The organism is Vibrio bathopelagicus (genome assembly GCF_014879975.1).
GTDB lineage: Bacteria > Pseudomonadota > Gammaproteobacteria > Enterobacterales > Vibrionaceae > Vibrio > Vibrio bathopelagicus.
In genome coordinates this window covers 904,806-923,073 of sequence record NZ_CP062501.1, presented here as the reverse complement: position 1 = coordinate 923,073, position 18,268 = coordinate 904,806, and the positions used below count along the sequence as shown (strand labels likewise).

General features: G+C 43.6%; 13 protein-coding genes and 1 riboswitch. Of the genes, 5 read left to right on the top strand and 8 right to left on the bottom strand.

The genetic code is table 11. From position 1 onward, the window contains the following. Positions 1 to 11: 11 nt before the first annotated feature. From IHV80_RS20435 to IHV80_RS20425, 3 genes are all read right to left on the bottom strand, one after another. Positions 12 to 995, bottom strand: coding sequence for an AAA family ATPase (locus IHV80_RS20435; protein WP_192892096.1), 984 nt, complete (start codon positions 993 to 995; stop codon positions 12 to 14). Positions 996 to 1,060: 65 nt separating this feature from the next. Next, complete coding sequence (locus IHV80_RS20430; RefSeq protein ID WP_192892095.1) at positions 1,061 to 2,377, bottom strand: anaerobic sulfatase maturase; 1,317 nt, start codon at positions 2,375 to 2,377, stop codon at positions 1,061 to 1,063. 95 nt (positions 2,378 to 2,472) lie between these two features. Continuing rightward, a complete protein-coding gene (locus IHV80_RS20425) occupies positions 2,473 to 3,990 on the bottom strand; it encodes an arylsulfatase (RefSeq protein ID WP_192892094.1) in 1,518 nt (505 codons plus the stop codon). Between the two features lie 127 nt (positions 3,991 to 4,117). Between IHV80_RS20425 and IHV80_RS20420 the strand changes: the two genes are divergently transcribed. Further along, complete coding sequence (locus tag IHV80_RS20420) at positions 4,118 to 4,987, top strand: LysR family transcriptional regulator (RefSeq protein ID WP_192892093.1); 870 nt, start codon at positions 4,118 to 4,120, stop codon at positions 4,985 to 4,987. Here the strand turns inward: IHV80_RS20420 and IHV80_RS20415 are convergent. Continuing rightward, positions 4,974 to 7,352: a tetratricopeptide repeat protein gene (locus tag IHV80_RS20415; RefSeq protein WP_192892092.1), complete on the bottom strand. Its 2,379-nt coding sequence runs from the start codon at positions 7,350 to 7,352 to the stop codon at positions 4,974 to 4,976. The two genes, IHV80_RS20420 and IHV80_RS20415, sit on opposite strands and share 14 nt — an antisense overlap. Before the next feature lie 190 nt (positions 7,353 to 7,542). Then, a complete protein-coding gene (locus IHV80_RS20410) occupies positions 7,543 to 9,090 on the bottom strand; it encodes an arylsulfatase (RefSeq protein ID WP_192892091.1) in 1,548 nt (515 codons plus the stop codon). 345 nt (positions 9,091 to 9,435) lie between these two features. On the opposite strand from IHV80_RS20410, the gene IHV80_RS20405 reads away from it, so the two are divergent. The 4 genes from IHV80_RS20405 (at position 9,436) to IHV80_RS20390 (ending at position 15,629) form a co-directional block, all read left to right on the top strand. Next, positions 9,436 to 10,998, top strand: coding sequence for an arylsulfatase (locus IHV80_RS20405; protein WP_192892090.1), 1,563 nt, complete (start codon positions 9,436 to 9,438; stop codon positions 10,996 to 10,998). A 281-nt stretch (positions 10,999 to 11,279) separates the two neighbouring features. Next, positions 11,280 to 12,365, top strand: a complete 1,086-nt coding sequence (locus tag IHV80_RS20400) for a cytochrome-c peroxidase (RefSeq protein ID WP_192892089.1) — start codon at positions 11,280 to 11,282, stop codon at positions 12,363 to 12,365. After that, positions 12,358 to 14,793, top strand: a complete 2,436-nt coding sequence (locus tag IHV80_RS20395; RefSeq protein ID WP_192892088.1) for an ATP-binding protein — start codon at positions 12,358 to 12,360, stop codon at positions 14,791 to 14,793. Before IHV80_RS20400 ends, IHV80_RS20395 begins: the two co-directional genes overlap by 8 nt. 182 nt (positions 14,794 to 14,975) lie before the next feature. Next, complete coding sequence (locus tag IHV80_RS20390) at positions 14,976 to 15,629, top strand: DUF2057 family protein (protein ID WP_192892087.1); 654 nt, start codon at positions 14,976 to 14,978, stop codon at positions 15,627 to 15,629. A 94-nt stretch (positions 15,630 to 15,723) separates the two neighbouring features. Here the strand turns inward: IHV80_RS20390 and IHV80_RS20385 are convergent, their stop codons facing one another. The 3 genes from IHV80_RS20385 to IHV80_RS20375 form a co-directional block, all read right to left on the bottom strand. After that, positions 15,724 to 15,876 carry a hypothetical protein gene (locus IHV80_RS20385; protein ID WP_192892086.1) on the bottom strand — a complete coding sequence of 51 codons (153 nt, stop codon included), beginning with the start codon at positions 15,874 to 15,876 and terminating at the stop codon, positions 15,724 to 15,726. A gap of 171 nt (positions 15,877 to 16,047) precedes the next feature. After that, positions 16,048 to 16,767 (bottom strand): Crp/Fnr family transcriptional regulator, encoded by a 720-nt coding sequence (locus IHV80_RS20380; protein ID WP_192892085.1) that lies wholly within the window; start codon positions 16,765 to 16,767, stop codon positions 16,048 to 16,050. 233 nt (positions 16,768 to 17,000) lie between these two features. Further along, positions 17,001 to 18,014 carry an adenosine deaminase gene (locus IHV80_RS20375; protein ID WP_192892084.1) on the bottom strand — a complete coding sequence of 338 codons (1,014 nt, stop codon included), beginning with the start codon at positions 18,012 to 18,014 and terminating at the stop codon, positions 17,001 to 17,003. Positions 18,015 to 18,103: 89 nt separating this feature from the next. Continuing rightward, positions 18,104 to 18,203: riboswitch (purine riboswitch) on the bottom strand. Positions 18,204 to 18,268: the final 65 nt, after the last annotated feature.

Genomic DNA, 18,268 nt, shown 5'->3' with positions numbered 1-18,268 from the left:
ACGCCCCCTTATTATCCGATCTCAACATTATCAAGCAGTTCTTCAACCACTCTCTGATGGTCAACGCCGTCAGCAAGTGCGTCATAAGACAAAGAGAATCGGTGGCCTAATACGGTTGGCAGCATTGCACGAACATCGTCTAACGTGACGTGGTCACGCCCTTGGAGCCACGCATAAGCACGAGCACATTTATCTAGTGAAATTGAAGCTCGAGGACTTGAACCAATTTCAATCCATTTGGCTAAGTTAGATTCTGGGTAACGTTCTGGCTTCCGAGTCGCCATCACCAAAGCGACAATGTAATTTTCGACTAAGTCAGAAACTACTATTTCAGGCAGCTGTCGACGCGCTTCAAGCACTAATTCAGGTTCAATATGTTGCGGAGTGACTAATTCTGAACTGGTTTCGCAACCCAACTCTTCGCTACGCACCAGTCGAATGATGTCACGTTCAGCTTCATCTTCTGGATAGTCGACCGTTACTTTCATGATGAAACGGTCCATTTGTGCTTCAGGTAATGGATAAGTACCCTCTTGCTCAACTGGGTTTTGAGTTGCTAGCACCATGAACAGATCAGGAAGGATATGAGTTTGACCACCCACCGTAATCGTCCCTTCCGCCATCGCTTCAAGCAGAGCAGCTTGTACCTTCGCAGGAGCACGGTTAACTTCATCGGCTAATACAATACTGTTGAAAATAGGACCCGGTTGGAAGTGCAACTGAGGCTTTCCATCAAGCTCTTGATACACTTCTGTACCTGTTACATCTGATGGCAGCAGGTCAGGCGTAAACTGAATTCGACCAAAACTGGTATTCAATAGGTTCGCTAGCGATTTCACTGAGCGAGTTTTCGCTGTACCGGGAAGCCCCTCAAGAAGCACATGGCCATTAGTCAATAACCCTATCACCAGAGCCCGAACGACGTGACTCTGACCGATAACACTTTTCTCTGTCTGTTCAATCAGTTGGTTTATTGCTTGTTGCGCATGGTTCATAGTCTACCTATACAATTTTCAGGAGCCTGAGCATTAAAGTTTAAGTATAAAGTCGAAGCTAATAACTAAAGGTTATATTCGCTATATTCACTTGAGTTAGAAGACCTTAGTAGCGTCGATATTCCAACTAAGATTGGCAGTGCATGTTCGAAGAACATTTTTATTCCCGGACACAAGTAGTTTAGACCAGCCTCACCATTCGGCGCGGTAAGTAGCCGATTTTTGGGGCATTCTCCCCAGCAATACTGCAAATACGGGCAATCAACGCAGTATTGCGGCAACGATGACTTTTTCGCCATGCCAAAGCTGTACTGACGAGTCGAGATAGCTATCTCATTTAGCGGTCGTTCATTGATATTGGCTAGTCGATATTCGGGATACACATAATGGTCACAACTAAACACATCGCCGTTGTGCTCAATCGCCAACCCTTTACCGCAGAACTCTGCGCTAACACATAACTGCGAAGGCATCCCCATCACTTGTGCGACTGCTGTTTCGAAAAGGTTAACCAATATTCTGCCAAGATCGTTGTTCACCCATTCTTCAAACACAGCAATCAAAAACTTACCCCACTCTTCTGCGTCGACCGACCAATCCGTGACAACCGACATCAAATGCCCCGGCTTTGCCAATTCGCTGCCCAGTTTTGGATGCTTGTTTTCTTTCCAAAAGTGGGGAGCGGTTTGAGTAAAAGATCGAGGTTCAACACAAGGTGTGAACTGGATATAAGTGACACCGAGCTCTTGAGTAAGAAAGCGGTACACTTCGAGAGGATATTTGGCGTTAAAGCGGTTCACGGTGACCAGAGCATTGAATGACACCTTATGACGCTTCATCAGATCAACGGCTTGCATGACGCGTTGAAACGTCGGTTTGCCACTTCGGGTTTTACGGTATTTATCGTGGATAAATTCCGGGCCATCTATCGATAGACCAACCAGAAAACCATGGTCATGCAGAAACTGACACCAAGCCTCGTTTAATAACAAGCCATTTGTTTGAAGGTCGTTTTTGATGCGAACACCGCGTTTAGCGTGTTTGTTCTGCAGTTCGACAATCTTCTTGAAGTAGTCCAAACCCAATAATGTTGGTTCGCCACCCTGCCAAGAAAACACAATCTCGTTACCATCTTGGCTTTCGATATAGCTCTTTATGAATGCCTCAAGTGTTGCATCATCCATTTTGGGCTGAGTACCTTGATTGAGTAATTCATCTTTGTGCAGATAAAAGCAGTACTGACAATCGATATTGCATTTTGCCCCGCCCGGTTTCGCCATCACATGAAAGCGTCGTTCGACTTTATCACTATTAGATGAAAACGCCGTTTTGAGGGGTGTTAATGCCATTTGAGTGGTATGAATGTGAGTTTGTTTTTTCATGCAGAACGATCTCGAAAACAGAAGTAAATCAGCGCCCAAGTTGGGCGCTGTATTTAAGGACAATAACTAAGGTCTATTGACCTAAGGACAAAACGTTATTTCGGAACAAACGAGCCCGGAGCCATGCGCGGTGGGTACTCTTTGAAGGTATCCATGACCTCTTTTACTTTTTCAACCGCTGGCATCATTAAGAATGAACGTTCGTACATCCAACGGTCGTAGCCCATACCAGTATCGCCACGCTCAAATGGGTCGATACTCAAATCATAGATTTGTGGTACGCGGAGTTTGGTAAATGGCTTCTTCCAGATATCCAAACCCGTTTCGTTTTCTTGGATCATGAAGTGGTATTTGTATTTACCGTAGCGCAGAGCCAACAAATCGCCGTCATCACTCCAGTAAACAAACTCGTTACGAGCAGAGTTGTCGGTTTTACCCGTTAGGTATGGCAGTTGGTTGTAACCGTCTAAGTGAACGTTGTAGTTCATATCGCCCACTTTCTTGCCTTTCAACAGCTCTTCTTTTACGTTGCTGTTGCCCGCAGCAGCCACCAAGGTTGGTAAGAAATCTTCCAGAGACACAATGCCGTTAAGCGTCGTACCCGCTTGGATATGATCCGGCCACTTGATCACTGCAGGAACGCGAAAGCCACCTTCCCAACCGGTGTTTTTCTCACTGCGGAATGGTGTCATACCCGCGTCCGGCCACAAGTTAATCATTGGGCCATTATCTGTGGTGTAAACAATGATGGTGTTGTCATCAACGCCCAGCTCTTTAATCTTATTCAGCAAGTGACCAATTTGGTCATCGTGTTGCTTCACACCATCGGCGTAGAAACCTGCACCTGTTTTCCCTTTGTAGGCGTCTGGTACGTGAGTGAAGTTGTGCATGCGCGTGGTGTTAAACCACGTAAAGAATGGCTTATCGGCTTTGACTTGCTTCTCGATAAACTTCTCAGCTTCATCTAGGAACTCATCATCGACGGTTTCCATGCGTTTACGCGTCAATGGGCCGGTGTCTTCAATCTTGCCATCCGCATAAGAGTGGATCACACCACGAGGACCGAACTTCTTCTTAAATTCAGGATCTTGTGGGTAGTCTACATTCTCCGGTTCTTCTTCCGCATTTAAGTGGTAAAGGTTGCCAAAGAACTCGTCGAAACCGTGATTGGTCGGCAAGTGTTCATCACGATCGCCAAGGTGGTTTTTACCAAATTGACCGGTTGCATAACCAAGGTCACGTAGCAATGTCGCGATAGTTGGATCTTTCTCAGAAATCCCTTCTTTCGCTCCTGGCAAACCCACTTTAGACAAGCCAGTGCGTTTTGGCATTTGTCCCGTGATGAACGCAGAGCGCCCAGCGGTTGAACTTTGCTGTGCGTAGAAGTTAGTAAACTTAGCACCGTCTCTTGCAATGCTATCAATATTTGGTGTGCTGTAAGCCAACATGCCACCGTTGTATGCACTCAAGTTCCAGTAGCCGACATCGTCACCAAAGATAACGAGAATGTTAGGCTGTTCTGCCGAATAAGCGGTCGCTGATGCCGCTCCAATCGCAAGCGTACAAGCGTTTAATACCAGCTTCTTGCCGCGTTTTTTATCGTGGTTTGCCATAAAAGGGCTCCATAAATCTGTTGCTGCAAATCTTGTTAGAAAATCAGATACCAAGATTTGATTAAGATAAAACTTGTTAGTTGACGGATAAATAGAGTTCAGATACGTTGATATATAAATTTAGTTTATGGATGAAAAGATGGACTTAAACTTGATTCAAACTTTCTTGGTGGTTGCGGAGTATCAGTCCTACACCAAAGCGGCCAACCATTTGGGCCTTACGCAACCAGCGGTGAGCGCTTCGATTAAGCGGCTTGAACAAGTGGTAGGAAAGCAGCTTTTCGTCAAACAAGGACGAGGGATCGCACCCACTTCAACCGCCTATCAACTCATGCCGCAGTTTCGTCAGGCAGTGAGCATCGTAGACAACGCCATTTCAGAAAGAACCACTTTTCAAGTCTGCTGCTCAGAAACTTTACTCCACAGTTTAAATCCGATTGAAAACGTAGTTTTCCACGAATCTCCACCGGAAAAGTACTTGTTGTTTGAGCAAATTCGTCAGCAAAAAATGGACTTGGTGATTGATACCATCATAACCAAAGACTCCTCTTTCGTAATAGAAAACGCCTACTATGAACCCGCAATGATCATCTGTCGTCAAAGTCATCCAAGAATCCAAGGAGCATTGAGCCGAGAAGATTTTTATCGCGAAAATCACTGTATGTTTTCTGGTAAGTGGAATAACACTTCCGGCTTCGAACAGCTGGCAAAAGAGCCGATACAGGAGCGAAATATAGAGATCGTAACGTCATCGTTGGCAGGTATGGCAATGTACGTTGCGCAGCGAGATTGCCTAGGCGTCGTCTCTCACTCGTTTGCAATGAAATGGAGTAAGGCACTCAAGTTACAGGTCCTTGAGTGCCCGATTGAAATCGACCATATTCCTTATAAGTTTGTCTATCACAAGCGCGATGAGCACAACCCTGCTCATCAGCGTTTAAGGGAACAGGTCAAGCAACAACTTGAGTTTGCCCATGCATCCCCTATTGATTTATAGAGGCTCTCAAACGCTGAATAACATCAGCTGGTGCAAATTCTCCGAGTTGCTTCAAACATTGCTCAAAAGCAAACGCGACAGAGCCGTCTTTGTAGTTTCGCGCCAACACTTCACACTGCGCATACAGATGCTGTGGGTTGCTGCTAAATTGGTAAGCCTTGTGCAGTGATTTACTTGCAGCAAGCACGTCTGATTTCTCTAAAGCTAAGCCATACACATACCAATATTGTGGGTCGGTTTGCGCCGTTTCAGCTGCTTGTTTAAGGTACTCCGTTGCTTGGTCGTAATCTTTCACACGAAGTAGAGATAACCCTGTACTGTATGGCAATACACTCGATTTAGGTTGAGCTTGAATGCCTTGTTTCAAGGTCGCTAGTGCTTTAGGTTCATCACCTAGAGCACGATAAAGATCAGCAAGATTGGCATAGCTGTTCTCAAAATATGGCTCTATTTCGATAGCGCCTAAGTAGAACTCAATCGCTTTTTGATATTGGCCTAGATCGCGGTAAACGTTGCCTAGGTTAGTACGCCCAAACCCTCTATCTGCATTAAAACGTTGTATCTCAATGTACTCTTCCAATCCAGGCTTGATTTGATCTTTCTGCAGAGGATTCATTTCTCCCCAGTAACGTACTAGCGCGCCTGCGGTTTCTGAACGAATCGACAATACAGGGTCTTTCAATAGTGGCTCTAAAATCTGCCAACGGTCAGTAAACGGAAAGCCGGACGAACCTTGCACAACGCCCAAGCGAATCATCTCATCGTCGTGTTTCACAGCTCTTGCGAGAGATATAAGCGTATTCTTGCCCGTGTTACCACCCAAACGTTCTAAACTCGAAGCGCGAATGATATTACTCAAACTGGAATCCTGAGCTGAATACGCCAATGCATCTTCTGCACCTTTGTGCCCTATTGAATCCGCATAAAAGGCAACAGCAAAATGTTGCTGGTTACGATACTTAGAGTCAGGGAACCATTGACCGATTTGTTTATCGGCCCACTGATCTGTTTGATCTTCGTGGCAACTTGTACACACGTTCGGCGTTTTAATGTGTTGGCTGATATCAGGTCGTGGGATGTGCCAACTGTGGTCACGCCTTGGGTCGACCTCCATGTAAGTCGTTTCTGGCATGTGGCAAGTCGTGCATTTCGACGCTTCGGTATTAGCTTCGTGGAATGTATGCTTTTCAGGTGTGTATTCAGAAGCAATGTGACACTGACTACACACGGCTTCCTCTGCAATTTTTAGTTCTGCAGTATGGGGATCGTGGCAGTTAGTACATGTGACACCTTTTTCAGCCATCACCGACTGAAGGAAAGACCCGTAAACGTAATCTTCATCGTAGATTTGACCATCGTTATGGTAGAGCTCAGGAGTAATTAAGCTAAGACGGTACTTATCAAAGAATGACCCGTTAACGTGGTCGCCCGTTTCATTCAATTGTGTGCGTCGACTGTGGCACTGTGCGCAGGTTTGAACTTGATTGGTATGTATGATGTCTTTCGGTTGAAGGGTTGAGTTGCCCTCTTGATAAATCCACTCTTTCACCGACTTCGACAAGTCACGATCAAAACCGTAATGCGCCGATGCTGGAGCGTCTTTCCCACCGTCCGCTTTCGCTAACTTGTTATTTGCTAACTTCGCTTTGGCTAACTGGGCTTGTTCAACATGCTCACTCGCAGGGCCATGACACGCCTCACAGCCGACATTAATCTCAGACCAAGTAGTGTTGTAGGTATTACTTGCGCTGTCGTAGTTCTTGTCTAGGTTCGTTGAATGGCAATCGGCACACATGAAGTTCCAATTCTGGCCGCTGTTGGTCCAGTAAAACTCATCGGTGTTGGTGGTATCAGGATAGAGGTGAAACCAACGTTGGCCGCCTTCACCCTCATTGCGAGAGTCCCAAGCGAAAGGAATCAACTGTACTCGGCCATCTTCAAACTCAACCATGTATTGCTGTAGTGGCTCAAAGGCAAAGGTATAACTGATTTTGTAATCTTTGAATTGCCCGTCTGGTCCTTCGATATTGACCCAAAACTCATCACCCTTACGAAAAAAACGGTTGGGCTTACCGTCATGAGTGACCGCTTGATCGTTGAAATCACCCAACACCGATTCATCAGAGGCGTGCTTCATCGCCATGTCGTGATGAGAGCCTTGCCATGCTTCCACTTCAGCGCTGTGACAGTCAATACAAGCTTCAGAGCCGACATATGTAGCTTGGGAGCTAACTGGCGGCACCTGTTCATTGGCATACACGTTGAAACTGAGCAGCGACAACATAGGTAAAGACAACATTGCGGATAATACTGCAACTCGCTGGTGTTTCAATCCGTTCACTAACGAGCACAACCATGCAGACATAACATTCCTTGTTTTTATACATCCTTATGCTTAATAAGGTAGACGCAAAAACAATGAATTTACAATTATTTAGTGTCTGTGAACGCGATAGTTGTGATTCATATTCACGACTGGTATTTGGTCATCGATATGCGCATAAAAAAGAGCTCCTAGGAGCTCTTTCGTGTTAGCAGTTTCACTAATCCATAGTCTACTTGTTGTGGTTCTCTTGAAGTTTTTCCATAACCTGATCCAAGCTAAAGCTTGCTGCTTTTTGACGTGGTGGGTATTCAACAAACGTCTCTAAGAATTTGCCAACGTACGCTTGAGCAGGAACAAACATATAAGCATGGTCTAACAACCAGTCGTAGTATGTGTTCGATGTAATATCTGCGTTTTCGTATGGGTCCATACGCAGGTTAAACAGCTTAGGAAGACGTAACGTAACGAACGGTTCCGACCAAATCTGCATGGTACCCGTTGCACGCTGCTCCATGAACACCGCTTTCCATTGGTTGTAACGAAGCGCCGCTAAATCACCATCATCGGTAAAGTAGAAGATCTCGTGACGACGGCCTTTTTCTTCTTCACCTGTTAGGTAAGGAAGGAAGTTATAACCATCTAGGTGAACCTTAAACGTTTTATCACCGGCGGTATGGCCTTTTAGCAACTTCTCTTTGATTTGGTCATCACCAGCAGCCGCAACGAAGGTTGGCATCCAGTCCATGTGGTGCATGATTTCATTAGATACACTTCCTGGCTCTATCTTACCAGGCCAACGGACCATTGCTGGTACACGGTATGCGCCTTCCCAGTTGGTGTTCTTCTCACCACGGAACGGTGTAGTACCGGCATCAGGCCAAGAGTTCATGTGTGGGCCATTATCCGTTGAATAGAAAACAATGGTGTTGTCTTTGATACCCAATTCGTCAACTTGTTTTAGTAACTCACCTACGTGTCTATCGTGCTCTACCATGCCATCAGCATAGTTACTAATCCCAGTCACGCCTTTGCTGTCTGGCTGAACATGCGTTCTAAAGTGCATACGCGTTGCATTCCACCAAACAAAGAATGGCTTATCAGCTTTCACCGCACGATCCATGAAATCAAGTGCCACTTCTAATGTTTCTTCATCCACCGTCTCCATACGCTTACGCGTTAAAGGACCGGTATCTTCAATCTTGCCATCAGCGAATGATTTAATAACACCACGCGGGCCGAATTTCTTACGAAACTCAGGATCCGTCGGGTAATCTTCATTCTCTGGTTCTTCCTCAGCATTCAGGTGGTAAAGGTTGCCAAAAAATTCGTCAAACCCGTGTGCTGTTGGTAGAAATTCATCTTTATCGCCAAGGTGGTTTTTACCAAATTGGCCTGTCATGTAGCCCATTGGCTTTAGAAGTTCTGCAATGGTTGCATCTTCTGCTTGAAGCCCAATGTCTGCTCCCGGTAGTCCTACTTTACTCAAACCTGTTCTCAATACACTTTGACCCGTAATGAAGGTAGAGCGGCCTGCGGTACACGATTGCTCTGCATAGTAATCGGTGAACATCATGCCTTCTTTGGCGATGCTATCAATGTTTGGAGTTTGGTACCCCATTAAGCCAAAGGTGTATGCACTGACATTAGATTGACCAATGTCATCACCCCAAATGACGAGAATATTCGGTTTTTCTGCTGCGAATGTGGTGGTGGAAGCCGCCATCATCGCTGTGCCCAAAATCGCTAATCGACGTTTGACGCCATATTTCGCTGTCATAGAAACCTCTTCGTTAGTTATTTGCATCCTGCCATACAACGTATAGTTCATTTTTTGCACTATCGCGAGATTCACTAAACTATTAATCTTTTTGTCATTTTTCCAATAAGCAGCACGCTCACTCAACGATAAAATTTACGCGAATAAACTTGATAATGATCACACATAAAACCTAAGGGTAAATTCCAATTCTGAATTAAAAGCGGCTAAAATCAGCAAGTTATACCCCCTCCATAACAATTGGTTATAACCACTATAAAAAGACACAACCGATTTTTGAGATTAATGTTTGCCCAACGATGTGTTGTTCTAACGCATTAATCTTTAAAGTAAATCGGAGTCCTTATGGGTACTAAAATTAATAAACTAGCATTAGGTGTTGGCTTATTAGCAGCTTCTTCAGCAGCAACAGCGGCAGAAAAACCAAACATTCTTGCTATCTGGGGTGATGACATTGGTGTATTCAACATCAGTGCATACAACAACGGAATGATGGGTTACGAAACACCTAACATCGACCGTATTGCTAACGAAGGCGCACTATTTACTGACCACTACGGTCAACAATCGTGTACTGCTGGTCGTGCTGCATTCCTAACAGGTCAAGAACCTTTCCGTACTGGTCTATTGACTATCGGTATGCCGGGTTCGGACCATGGTATCCCTGATTGGGCTCCAACGATCGCAGACCTTCTTAAAGAACAAGGCTACATGACCGCTCAGTTCGGTAAGAACCACATGGGTGACCAAGACAAACACCTTCCAACGAACCACGGTTTTGACCAGTTCTTCGGTAACCTTTACCACTTAAACGCGGAAGAAGAGCCTGAGACATACTACTACCCTAAAGATCCTGAGTTCCGTAAGAACTTTGGCCCTCGTGGTGTAATCAAGTCAACTTCTGACGGTAAGATTGAAGATACTGGCCCTATGACGCGTAAGCGTATGGAGCATGCAGATGAAGAGTTCCTAGAAGAATCTCTAGCATTCATGGAAAAAGCGGTTAAAGCTGACAAGCCTTTCTTCATCTGGCACAACACCACTCGTATGCACGTGTGGACTCGTCTACAAGAGAAATACCAAGGTAAATCTGGTATCAGCATCTACGCTGACGGCATGTTAGAGCACGATGACCAAGTTGGTGTGCTGCTAGACAAGCTTGATGAGCTGAAAATTGCAGACAACACAATCGTAATCTACTCAACGGATAACGGTGCAGAAACGGTATCTTGGCCTGATGGCGGTGCAACTTACTTCCACGGTGAGAAAGGTACAACTTACGAAGGTGGTATGCGTGTTCCTCAGTTAGTTCGCTGGCCTGGTACGATTAAACCGGGGACTAAGATCAACGACATCATGGGCCACCAAGACTGGATCCCTACATTGCTAGCCGCGGCTGGTGATGACAAAGTCGTTGAGAAATTAGCGTCTGACAAAGGTGCAACGTACAACGGTAAAAACTGGCGTGTACACCTCGATGGTTACAACTTCCTACCTTACTTCCAAGGTAAAGAAGAGAAAGGCCCTCGTGACAGCATGCTTTACTTCTCTGCGAACGCTGAGCTAAACGCTGTACGTTGGAATGACTTTAAGATCTCATTCGCTGTAATGGACGGTAACATCGTTGATGCGGTACGTTTCCAACCAAACTGGCCTCAAGTTGTTCACCTACGTGCTGACCCATTCGAAAAAGCACCACACGAATCTGGCATGTACCTACGTTGGATGGCAGACAACATGTGGCTATTCGTACCAGTTGGCGGCAAAGTACAAGAGTTCATGAACACGCTACCTGACTACCCAATGCAGCAAAGCCAAGTGTTGAACCCTGGTAACTTCAACCAGAATGCTTACATGCTTCAAGGTAAACTTAAGCAACTCGAAGCGGCAGCTGCGCAAGCTAAATAAATCGCTTTAAGTACAACCGAGTAAGCTAAATTCAAAGCCGTGTCAGCCTCTTTACGCTGTCACGGTTTTCTCTTTTCTGACAGAAAACCTCTTTAAGCCTCTGAATTTCTATAGCTCTTCCACACCTCTTTTCTCTTCATTTCTATACGACCTCCTTGCAACAAGCAAAATATGAAACTAGATTTACATCAAAGACGTAATTTTTACATGGATTAAACAAGATCAAATTCAGACGGATTCTGAATCATGTTAAGGGTCTAAAATTAGATGGAACTAGTACTATGAGAACACCCTATTTGGCTGCGATAGTGATCACTGTTATTTCTATTTCTGTCATCGTCGTAATTTACAGCTCATCTCCGCCAACAACCACAACTCCGATTGAAATTACTTCGAATCAACATTCCCATAATGATTCACCTAAAGCATCCTCGCCGTCTACTCAAACGTCACAAATTAATAGCTACAGTGTCTCCTCCAGTCAGCCAATCTTTGCCATCCCAAACGAAGCCGATATTGACGTAAACTTAGCCAAAATTGGTTGGGCGCTATTTAAAGATCCGAACCTTTCTTCGAATAAACAAATCAGCTGTGAGACATGCCATAGCCTGCACTCGAATGGCGCAGAAAGCATCCCAGTTTCTATTGGAGTGAACGGCGCTGGAATGCGTAATTCACTGACCGTTTTCAATGCTATTTTCAATTACCGATTTTTTTGGGATGGACGAGTCAACAACCTTTCCGATCAAATAGATGGACCCGTTCACAACGTCCTTGAAATGGACTCAAACTGGGATCTGATAACGAATTATGTATCTCAGTCCAATCACTACACAAACCTATTCAAAAAATACGATTTACCCATCACCACCCATTCAATTAAGTCGTCTTTGATCGAGTTTATGCATGGTCTCACCACGCCCAACTCCCCTTTTGACCAGTATTTGCAAGGAGACAGTGCCGCACTTTCCGATTCAGCATTGCGTGGATGGGAAACATTCCAAAAAGAAGGCTGTATCCGTTGTCATCAAGGAACCAATATTGGCGGGGGAATGATCATGAGATTTGGTTACTTCGGAATTGCTAAAACGGGTAGTGAACGTAGTGATGATCAAGGGAGATATATGTTTACCTCTTCGCCCCAAGACAAGCACTTGTTTCGTGTTGCGAGCTTAAGAAACGTCGCTATCACAGCCCCCTACTTTCACGACGGACGAACAGACACATTAGAAGAAGCCATTAAAATCATGGGTGAGAGTCAACTGGGTAAAACATTTAAAAGGGAAACGATTAACGATATTAAGGCGTTTCTAGAATCACTGACAGGCGACCGTCCGCAAATGCTTCTGGAGTTTGAAAATGAATAAAATCAAACTGACATTTTTAGCCTTTCCGTTATCGTTTATTGCACTCATAAGCTTCACTGTTCTGTCTTATATTGAACATGAACGCGTGGCATCTTACGGGAAGTTAGCCCGTGAATTAGGGCATGAAGTGTTAAACATGAGGGATCAAATAACGAATAGCGCTATTACTGGCATTTCGAACCCTTATCAGCTCTCTGCCAATTTAGTGCACCTAGAAAAAGAGCTTCAAAAACTGAGGAGAAGCTATCAGGAGAAAAGCATACATTCCCCATGGTTCAACAAATTACATACGAGACAGATACTAGAACGATTTTATGACTCTTCTATGACCAATATTGATACTTTAGATCACTTGGTTGGCCAGAGTGTGGCACGTCAGTTCATCCTTCAATCACTCACACAAAAATTGACGGATAACAACACTTCCACAGCAATGTTTAAAGTTCAGAGCGAACTGCTCTCTAATGTTTTGCAAACAAAGCCTTCCCTTGCTAATCAAGAAGACAGCGCAAAACATGAAGGTTCTACAAGCTCAAAGAACACCATAGGCAACCTAAATAGTCACCCTGACTTTATTCAACTCATAGAAACTTTTACAGACCTAAACATCCAACAACAGTTATTACTGTCCAAAATTTTATCCGATAACAGCATGCAATATGTCGAGGAAGTTGAACACGAATTTACCGATCTACAAAACTCATTAAAAAGCCTAATCATAAAACTGATTTTCTCGATTACAGCCTTAATCTTCGCCTTCTCTTTTACCATGTTCATCATGAGAATTTTTGAGTTAAAACGTAATACTCTTGCTTACCAAGAAGCCGCGAGTACCGCGCAGCATGCTAACGAAGCGAAATCTCTTTTTCTCGCAACAATGAGCCATGAATTAAGAACACCTATGAATGGGGTCTTGGGGCTTGCACAAATAATCAAAAGCGACTCTCAAGAACCCGAGACTCGCAAACAAGCTCAGGTAATCATCGATTCAGGGCAACACTTAGTAACCATCCTTGATGACATCTTAGATTTTTCTAAAGTCGAGCAAGGAAAGCTAGAGCTTGAGTTTGCCCCTTTCTCGGTTTGTGATGTCGTGACACACCTAGATAAGACACTCACTCCACTCGCTGAAAATAAGGGCTTATTATTAATCATCAATGACAATATCCCATCAAATATCCAATTAATTGGTGACTCTGCACGTACCCGCCAGATCCTATTTAATTTGGCAGGTAATGCAGTCAAATTTACGGAGTCAGGCAAAGTCGAAATCCAGTTTGATCTATCCAACACGACCCCACCTACCGTCAATATCCGAGTGTCAGATACAGGGATAGGCATAGATGAAAGTAAGATAGACCATATATTTACAGCATTTGAGCAAGCAGAATTATCAACAACGCGTAAATTTGGAGGGACAGGTCTAGGGCTTTCGATTGTTAAGCAACTGGTTAACCTGATGGGAGGCGATATTAGCGTTTCTAGTCAGTTGAACGTTGGAACTCAATTCAACATCACTTTACCTTTAAAATTTCAAAAACTTGCGCCGAGAATAACCAAGGTAGCAGAGTCAGAGAAGACATCCATTCACGAAAACTTCTCTGTATTGCTTGTTGAAGATAACAAGGTCAACGCAATGGTGATAAAGAAGTTCTGCGAGTCTCTCAACTTGACTGTTGATAATGCTTTTGATGGGTTACAAGCTCTCGACAAACTGTCTGAAAATCAATATGACCTCATCATTATGGACAACCATATGCCGAACATGAGTGGTATCGAAGCAATACGGAAAATCCGAAATGAACTAAAACTTTCGACAGTTATTTTTGCTTGCACCGCTGATGTATTTAAAGAAGCTCATGATGACTTCCTAAGTTCAGGCGCAAATTTCGTGCTGACCAAGCCACTACAAAAAAACAGCCTTCAGAATGCAATTGTAGAGTTCCATAAGCAGTTTGAAGTCAATAGAACACACTTAGACATAGACGCCTCAAACGTGGGTAAAACACAAAATGAAGGCAACGTCACAATACTTACCCGATGCCCAAAAAATCAGTTACCAATGACCGAAGAAGAACTAACACGAAACCCATTACTTGTTGGCCAGAACCTAGACCTCGATGAAAAACTCGATTACCTAGCGTCCATTGTTTCTGACTTAGAACACCAAATTGATGCCCTAATTGACATGTTTTCTAACTCTCAAGCCGAAGAACTCAACCACACTTTGCTAGCAGTTAAAGGCGTTGCTGCCGAGCTTCAAATGAGTGAAGTTCTTGAACTCGCAAGCTCAGCTGAAAGCACAACACGTAACAACATCTTGCCCGAAGCAGAGTTATTACAACAACTCATCAATAGGCTTATGGTGAACAGTCATCAAGCAACTCGCCTTATTCATAAACTCAATCAACAACGTAAAACAGGGTAAAGCGAAACTATGGTCGGCTGATCATTTACTGTCCAATCAGACTGGACGCTGTAATGTCAAACACTTAGAACTAGCTTTTACGTTAAGTTTCGGTGAATTTTTTCAATTCGAGACGAGCTAACTTGAAATACTTTGTTCTGCATGAGATTGTAATTTAACTTCCCATAAACAACTGTATGATTATGAAAACATTACAATCCATTGCGCTGCTTTCCACAATTATCGTAGCACCACATGTGCTAGCTGACGTGACAATTGAAGTTCCCGCTAGCGTAGATATCTTAGCGGTTAATGAAGCGAAACCTGACCTAGATGGCAGCTTATTTTCTTCTCATAAAACGCTAACCGTTCCAGACGGTCAAAACCAGATCGTATTCCAATATCAACTTGCTTTTGATAAAGGTAACGACCGAGAGTTTGTCGACAGTGACGCTATTATTGCAACCTTTAGTGCAACTGACGCCGCATTGACGTTCGATATGCCAAAGTTCCGCAATACCGCTGACGCGAAGAAAGGCTTTGATAACCTAGATTGGAAATTGGTTGATGAAAACCAAGACGCAATCAGTGTTAAACAAGACAAGCTTGTAAAAGACGGTATGCAGATTGGTCGTAAATTCCCTCAAGAAGCAAAAGAGTACAACAAGAAAGGCGGCGTTGCTGCGCTAGCTATGGGTACAGCTGCAGGCGCTACAGCGGCAGTTGTTCAACCGGTAACGCTACCAGCTAAAATTGATGCTAACGCTGCTAACACGGCCGAAGAGATGCTTTACTTTTGGTACGACAAAGCAGATGCTGAAACCAAGCAGAAATTCAAAGATTACGTGAACAAGTAACCCTACTTGTCTCACTTAAAAAGAAAAGAAGCTGGCATATTGCCAGCTTCTTTTTTATCTCGACGTTCATTCTGTATTTAGAATAAACGTAAAACTAATCGATAGATATGACTTCACCATTCACTCTAGCAGGCCAACCCAGCTGTTTATACTCGGCAGCTAACAAATAGGCACAACGACTCGAAATCGTTGTTTTAATCCAGTCGCCTATGCCACACACTTTGTATTCCAATACGGCCATTTTCATAACAACATTACTCACTCAATTTTAAATTTATAAATATCAGGCGTAAGTTAACGATATGAATGAGTTGTGTATGTTCCCAAAAGAACACAAGACCATGATTTACTCATAAATAGTTGCTTATGAGACCTAGACATCTCAAAGAAGGAATATTGTTAACCGAATGAGAATCAACTACTTTGACATCATTTCCGCGACAGGGTCACGCATCATCAAGTTCATTGGCGAGATTCGTTTATATAGCCCCTCCAAATCCGAGATAAAGACTTTACCTCTCTGAATTTTCACCATGCCCAACTGTTCAATTCCTTTTAAAACTTCGTTTAATCTAGGCCTTGATATACCCGTGATGGTACTTAACTGACTTTGTGAAATATTGATACTGAGTGTTGCCCCAGTAATGTTGGTTTGACGAGCCGCCAATTCTAACAATACATAAATTGTTTTTTGTTCTTTCTCATGAATAGACGATAGGAAAGCTTGAATCCAAATAGATTGCGCTTTAGCACCACTATGAAGTAACCACTTAAATACCAAGCACTTTTTTTCAGCGAGCTCTAACACCTTATCTGAAGGAAAAAGTACCATTGTGATAGGTTCTACCTCTTCAGCTATAGCAAAAAGGTTATAGTCGACATGAACCGACAGCGCACCGATCCAATCGCCTTTACCTACTACACCACCTGACAGGCTTTTCAAATTCTCAGTTGAAAAGCAGATACCAGCCGAACCAGTAAGAATATAAAAAACACCCGGTAGGTTTTGAAATCTCTGCGTAATCTCTAAGCTATTAATGCCCGTTTTAAAGACAGCAATTTCAAGTAGGCTGTCTATAAAATCTTGTGGCAAATCACAAGGCCACTGAATTTGTTCACTGATTGTTGGGTCTAACAATGGTTTGTTCCTCCTCCGACAATCGCTATACGAGGTCACGTCGTACCTATACACCTCCTTTAAATGTAGTTCATCATTACTGAGACAAGGCGTTTTTATTTAAATAAAATGATATATCTTAGTAGGTTAAGTCATGTGTCTTACTTGTTATTCAGGCGAAAAACAAAATAAAAACGACCAGCAATTGCTGGTCGTTGGGTGTTCTAAATTGCAGAATATTGAAAGCTAGCGAGCTAGAAAATATCGACTCGCTCGAGATACGCTTGAACCACACCTCGATATTGCTGTTTCATTGGCTCTTCAATAAAACTAGCCTCAATGGCATTCAGGCTAAACTGCGCTAGTTCTTGATGCGTTAATTCATGAGCCTTACTGACTGCATTAAAGTTATCCGACATATAACCACCGAAGTACGCAGGGTCGTCCGAATTAATCGTTACAGCCACTCCTCTTCTCAATAGCTCTACAATGTTGTGGTCTTCCATCACATCGAATACTTTCAGTTTAATGTTAGATAATGGACACACCGTCAGTGGCATTTTGGTTTTGATCAAATCCTCTATTAAAGCTTGGTCGATCATGCATTGCACACCATGATCCACTCGACTTACGCTAAGCATTTCGATGGCATCAACAATATTTTGAGCGGGCCCTTCTTCTCCTGCATGAGCTACCGTTAGGAAACCTGCTTGCTTGGCTTTCTGGAATACGCGCTTGAATTTCTCTGGCGGATGCCCTAATTCAGAAGAATCTAACCCTATACCGATGATCTTATCTTTGTGCTTCAACACATCCGAAAATGTTTGAATGGCACTCTCTTCAGATAAATGGCGTAAGAAGCACGCAATGATTTGAGACGTAATTCCCAACTCCTCGTGACCCTGTTCAAGCGCACGATGAATACCGTTAATTACAGTGTTGAATGCAATACCACGATCGGTATGTGTCTGAGGATCAAAGAAGATTTCAGTGTGAATAACATTATCGGCTTTACAGCGCTCTAAATATGCCCATGTTAAATCATAGAAGTCTTGTTCAGTGCGCAAAGCATTAGCGCCTTGATAATAGATATCGAGAAATGACTGCAAGTCATCAAATTCGTATGCGCGCCTTAACAGCTCTGGGGATGAATAAGGCAGTTCAATGCCGTTGCGTTGAGCAAGCTGAAAAAGCAACTCAGGTTCGAGTGAGCCCTCAATGTGTAAATGCAGCTCTACTTTTGGAAGCCCTTGAATAAATGCGTTCATATTTCACCTACTATGGATTTTAGGTGTGCACTTACTCTGAATAATAGACAGGAGGTTTTTTGAACGCCATTACAAAGAGTAAGAACACTATTGTGATCTAAACCCTTCGTAATCAGCACTTTGCGGGAGCTGGTAGAGACCCCCAAACCATATCATTGGGGTTATACGAAGCAAACGGTTGCTACTATACACCGTTCAACAGAGAGTTACAGAGTTCTATGGGGGTTTCACTAATCAATGAGTCAATAAAATTG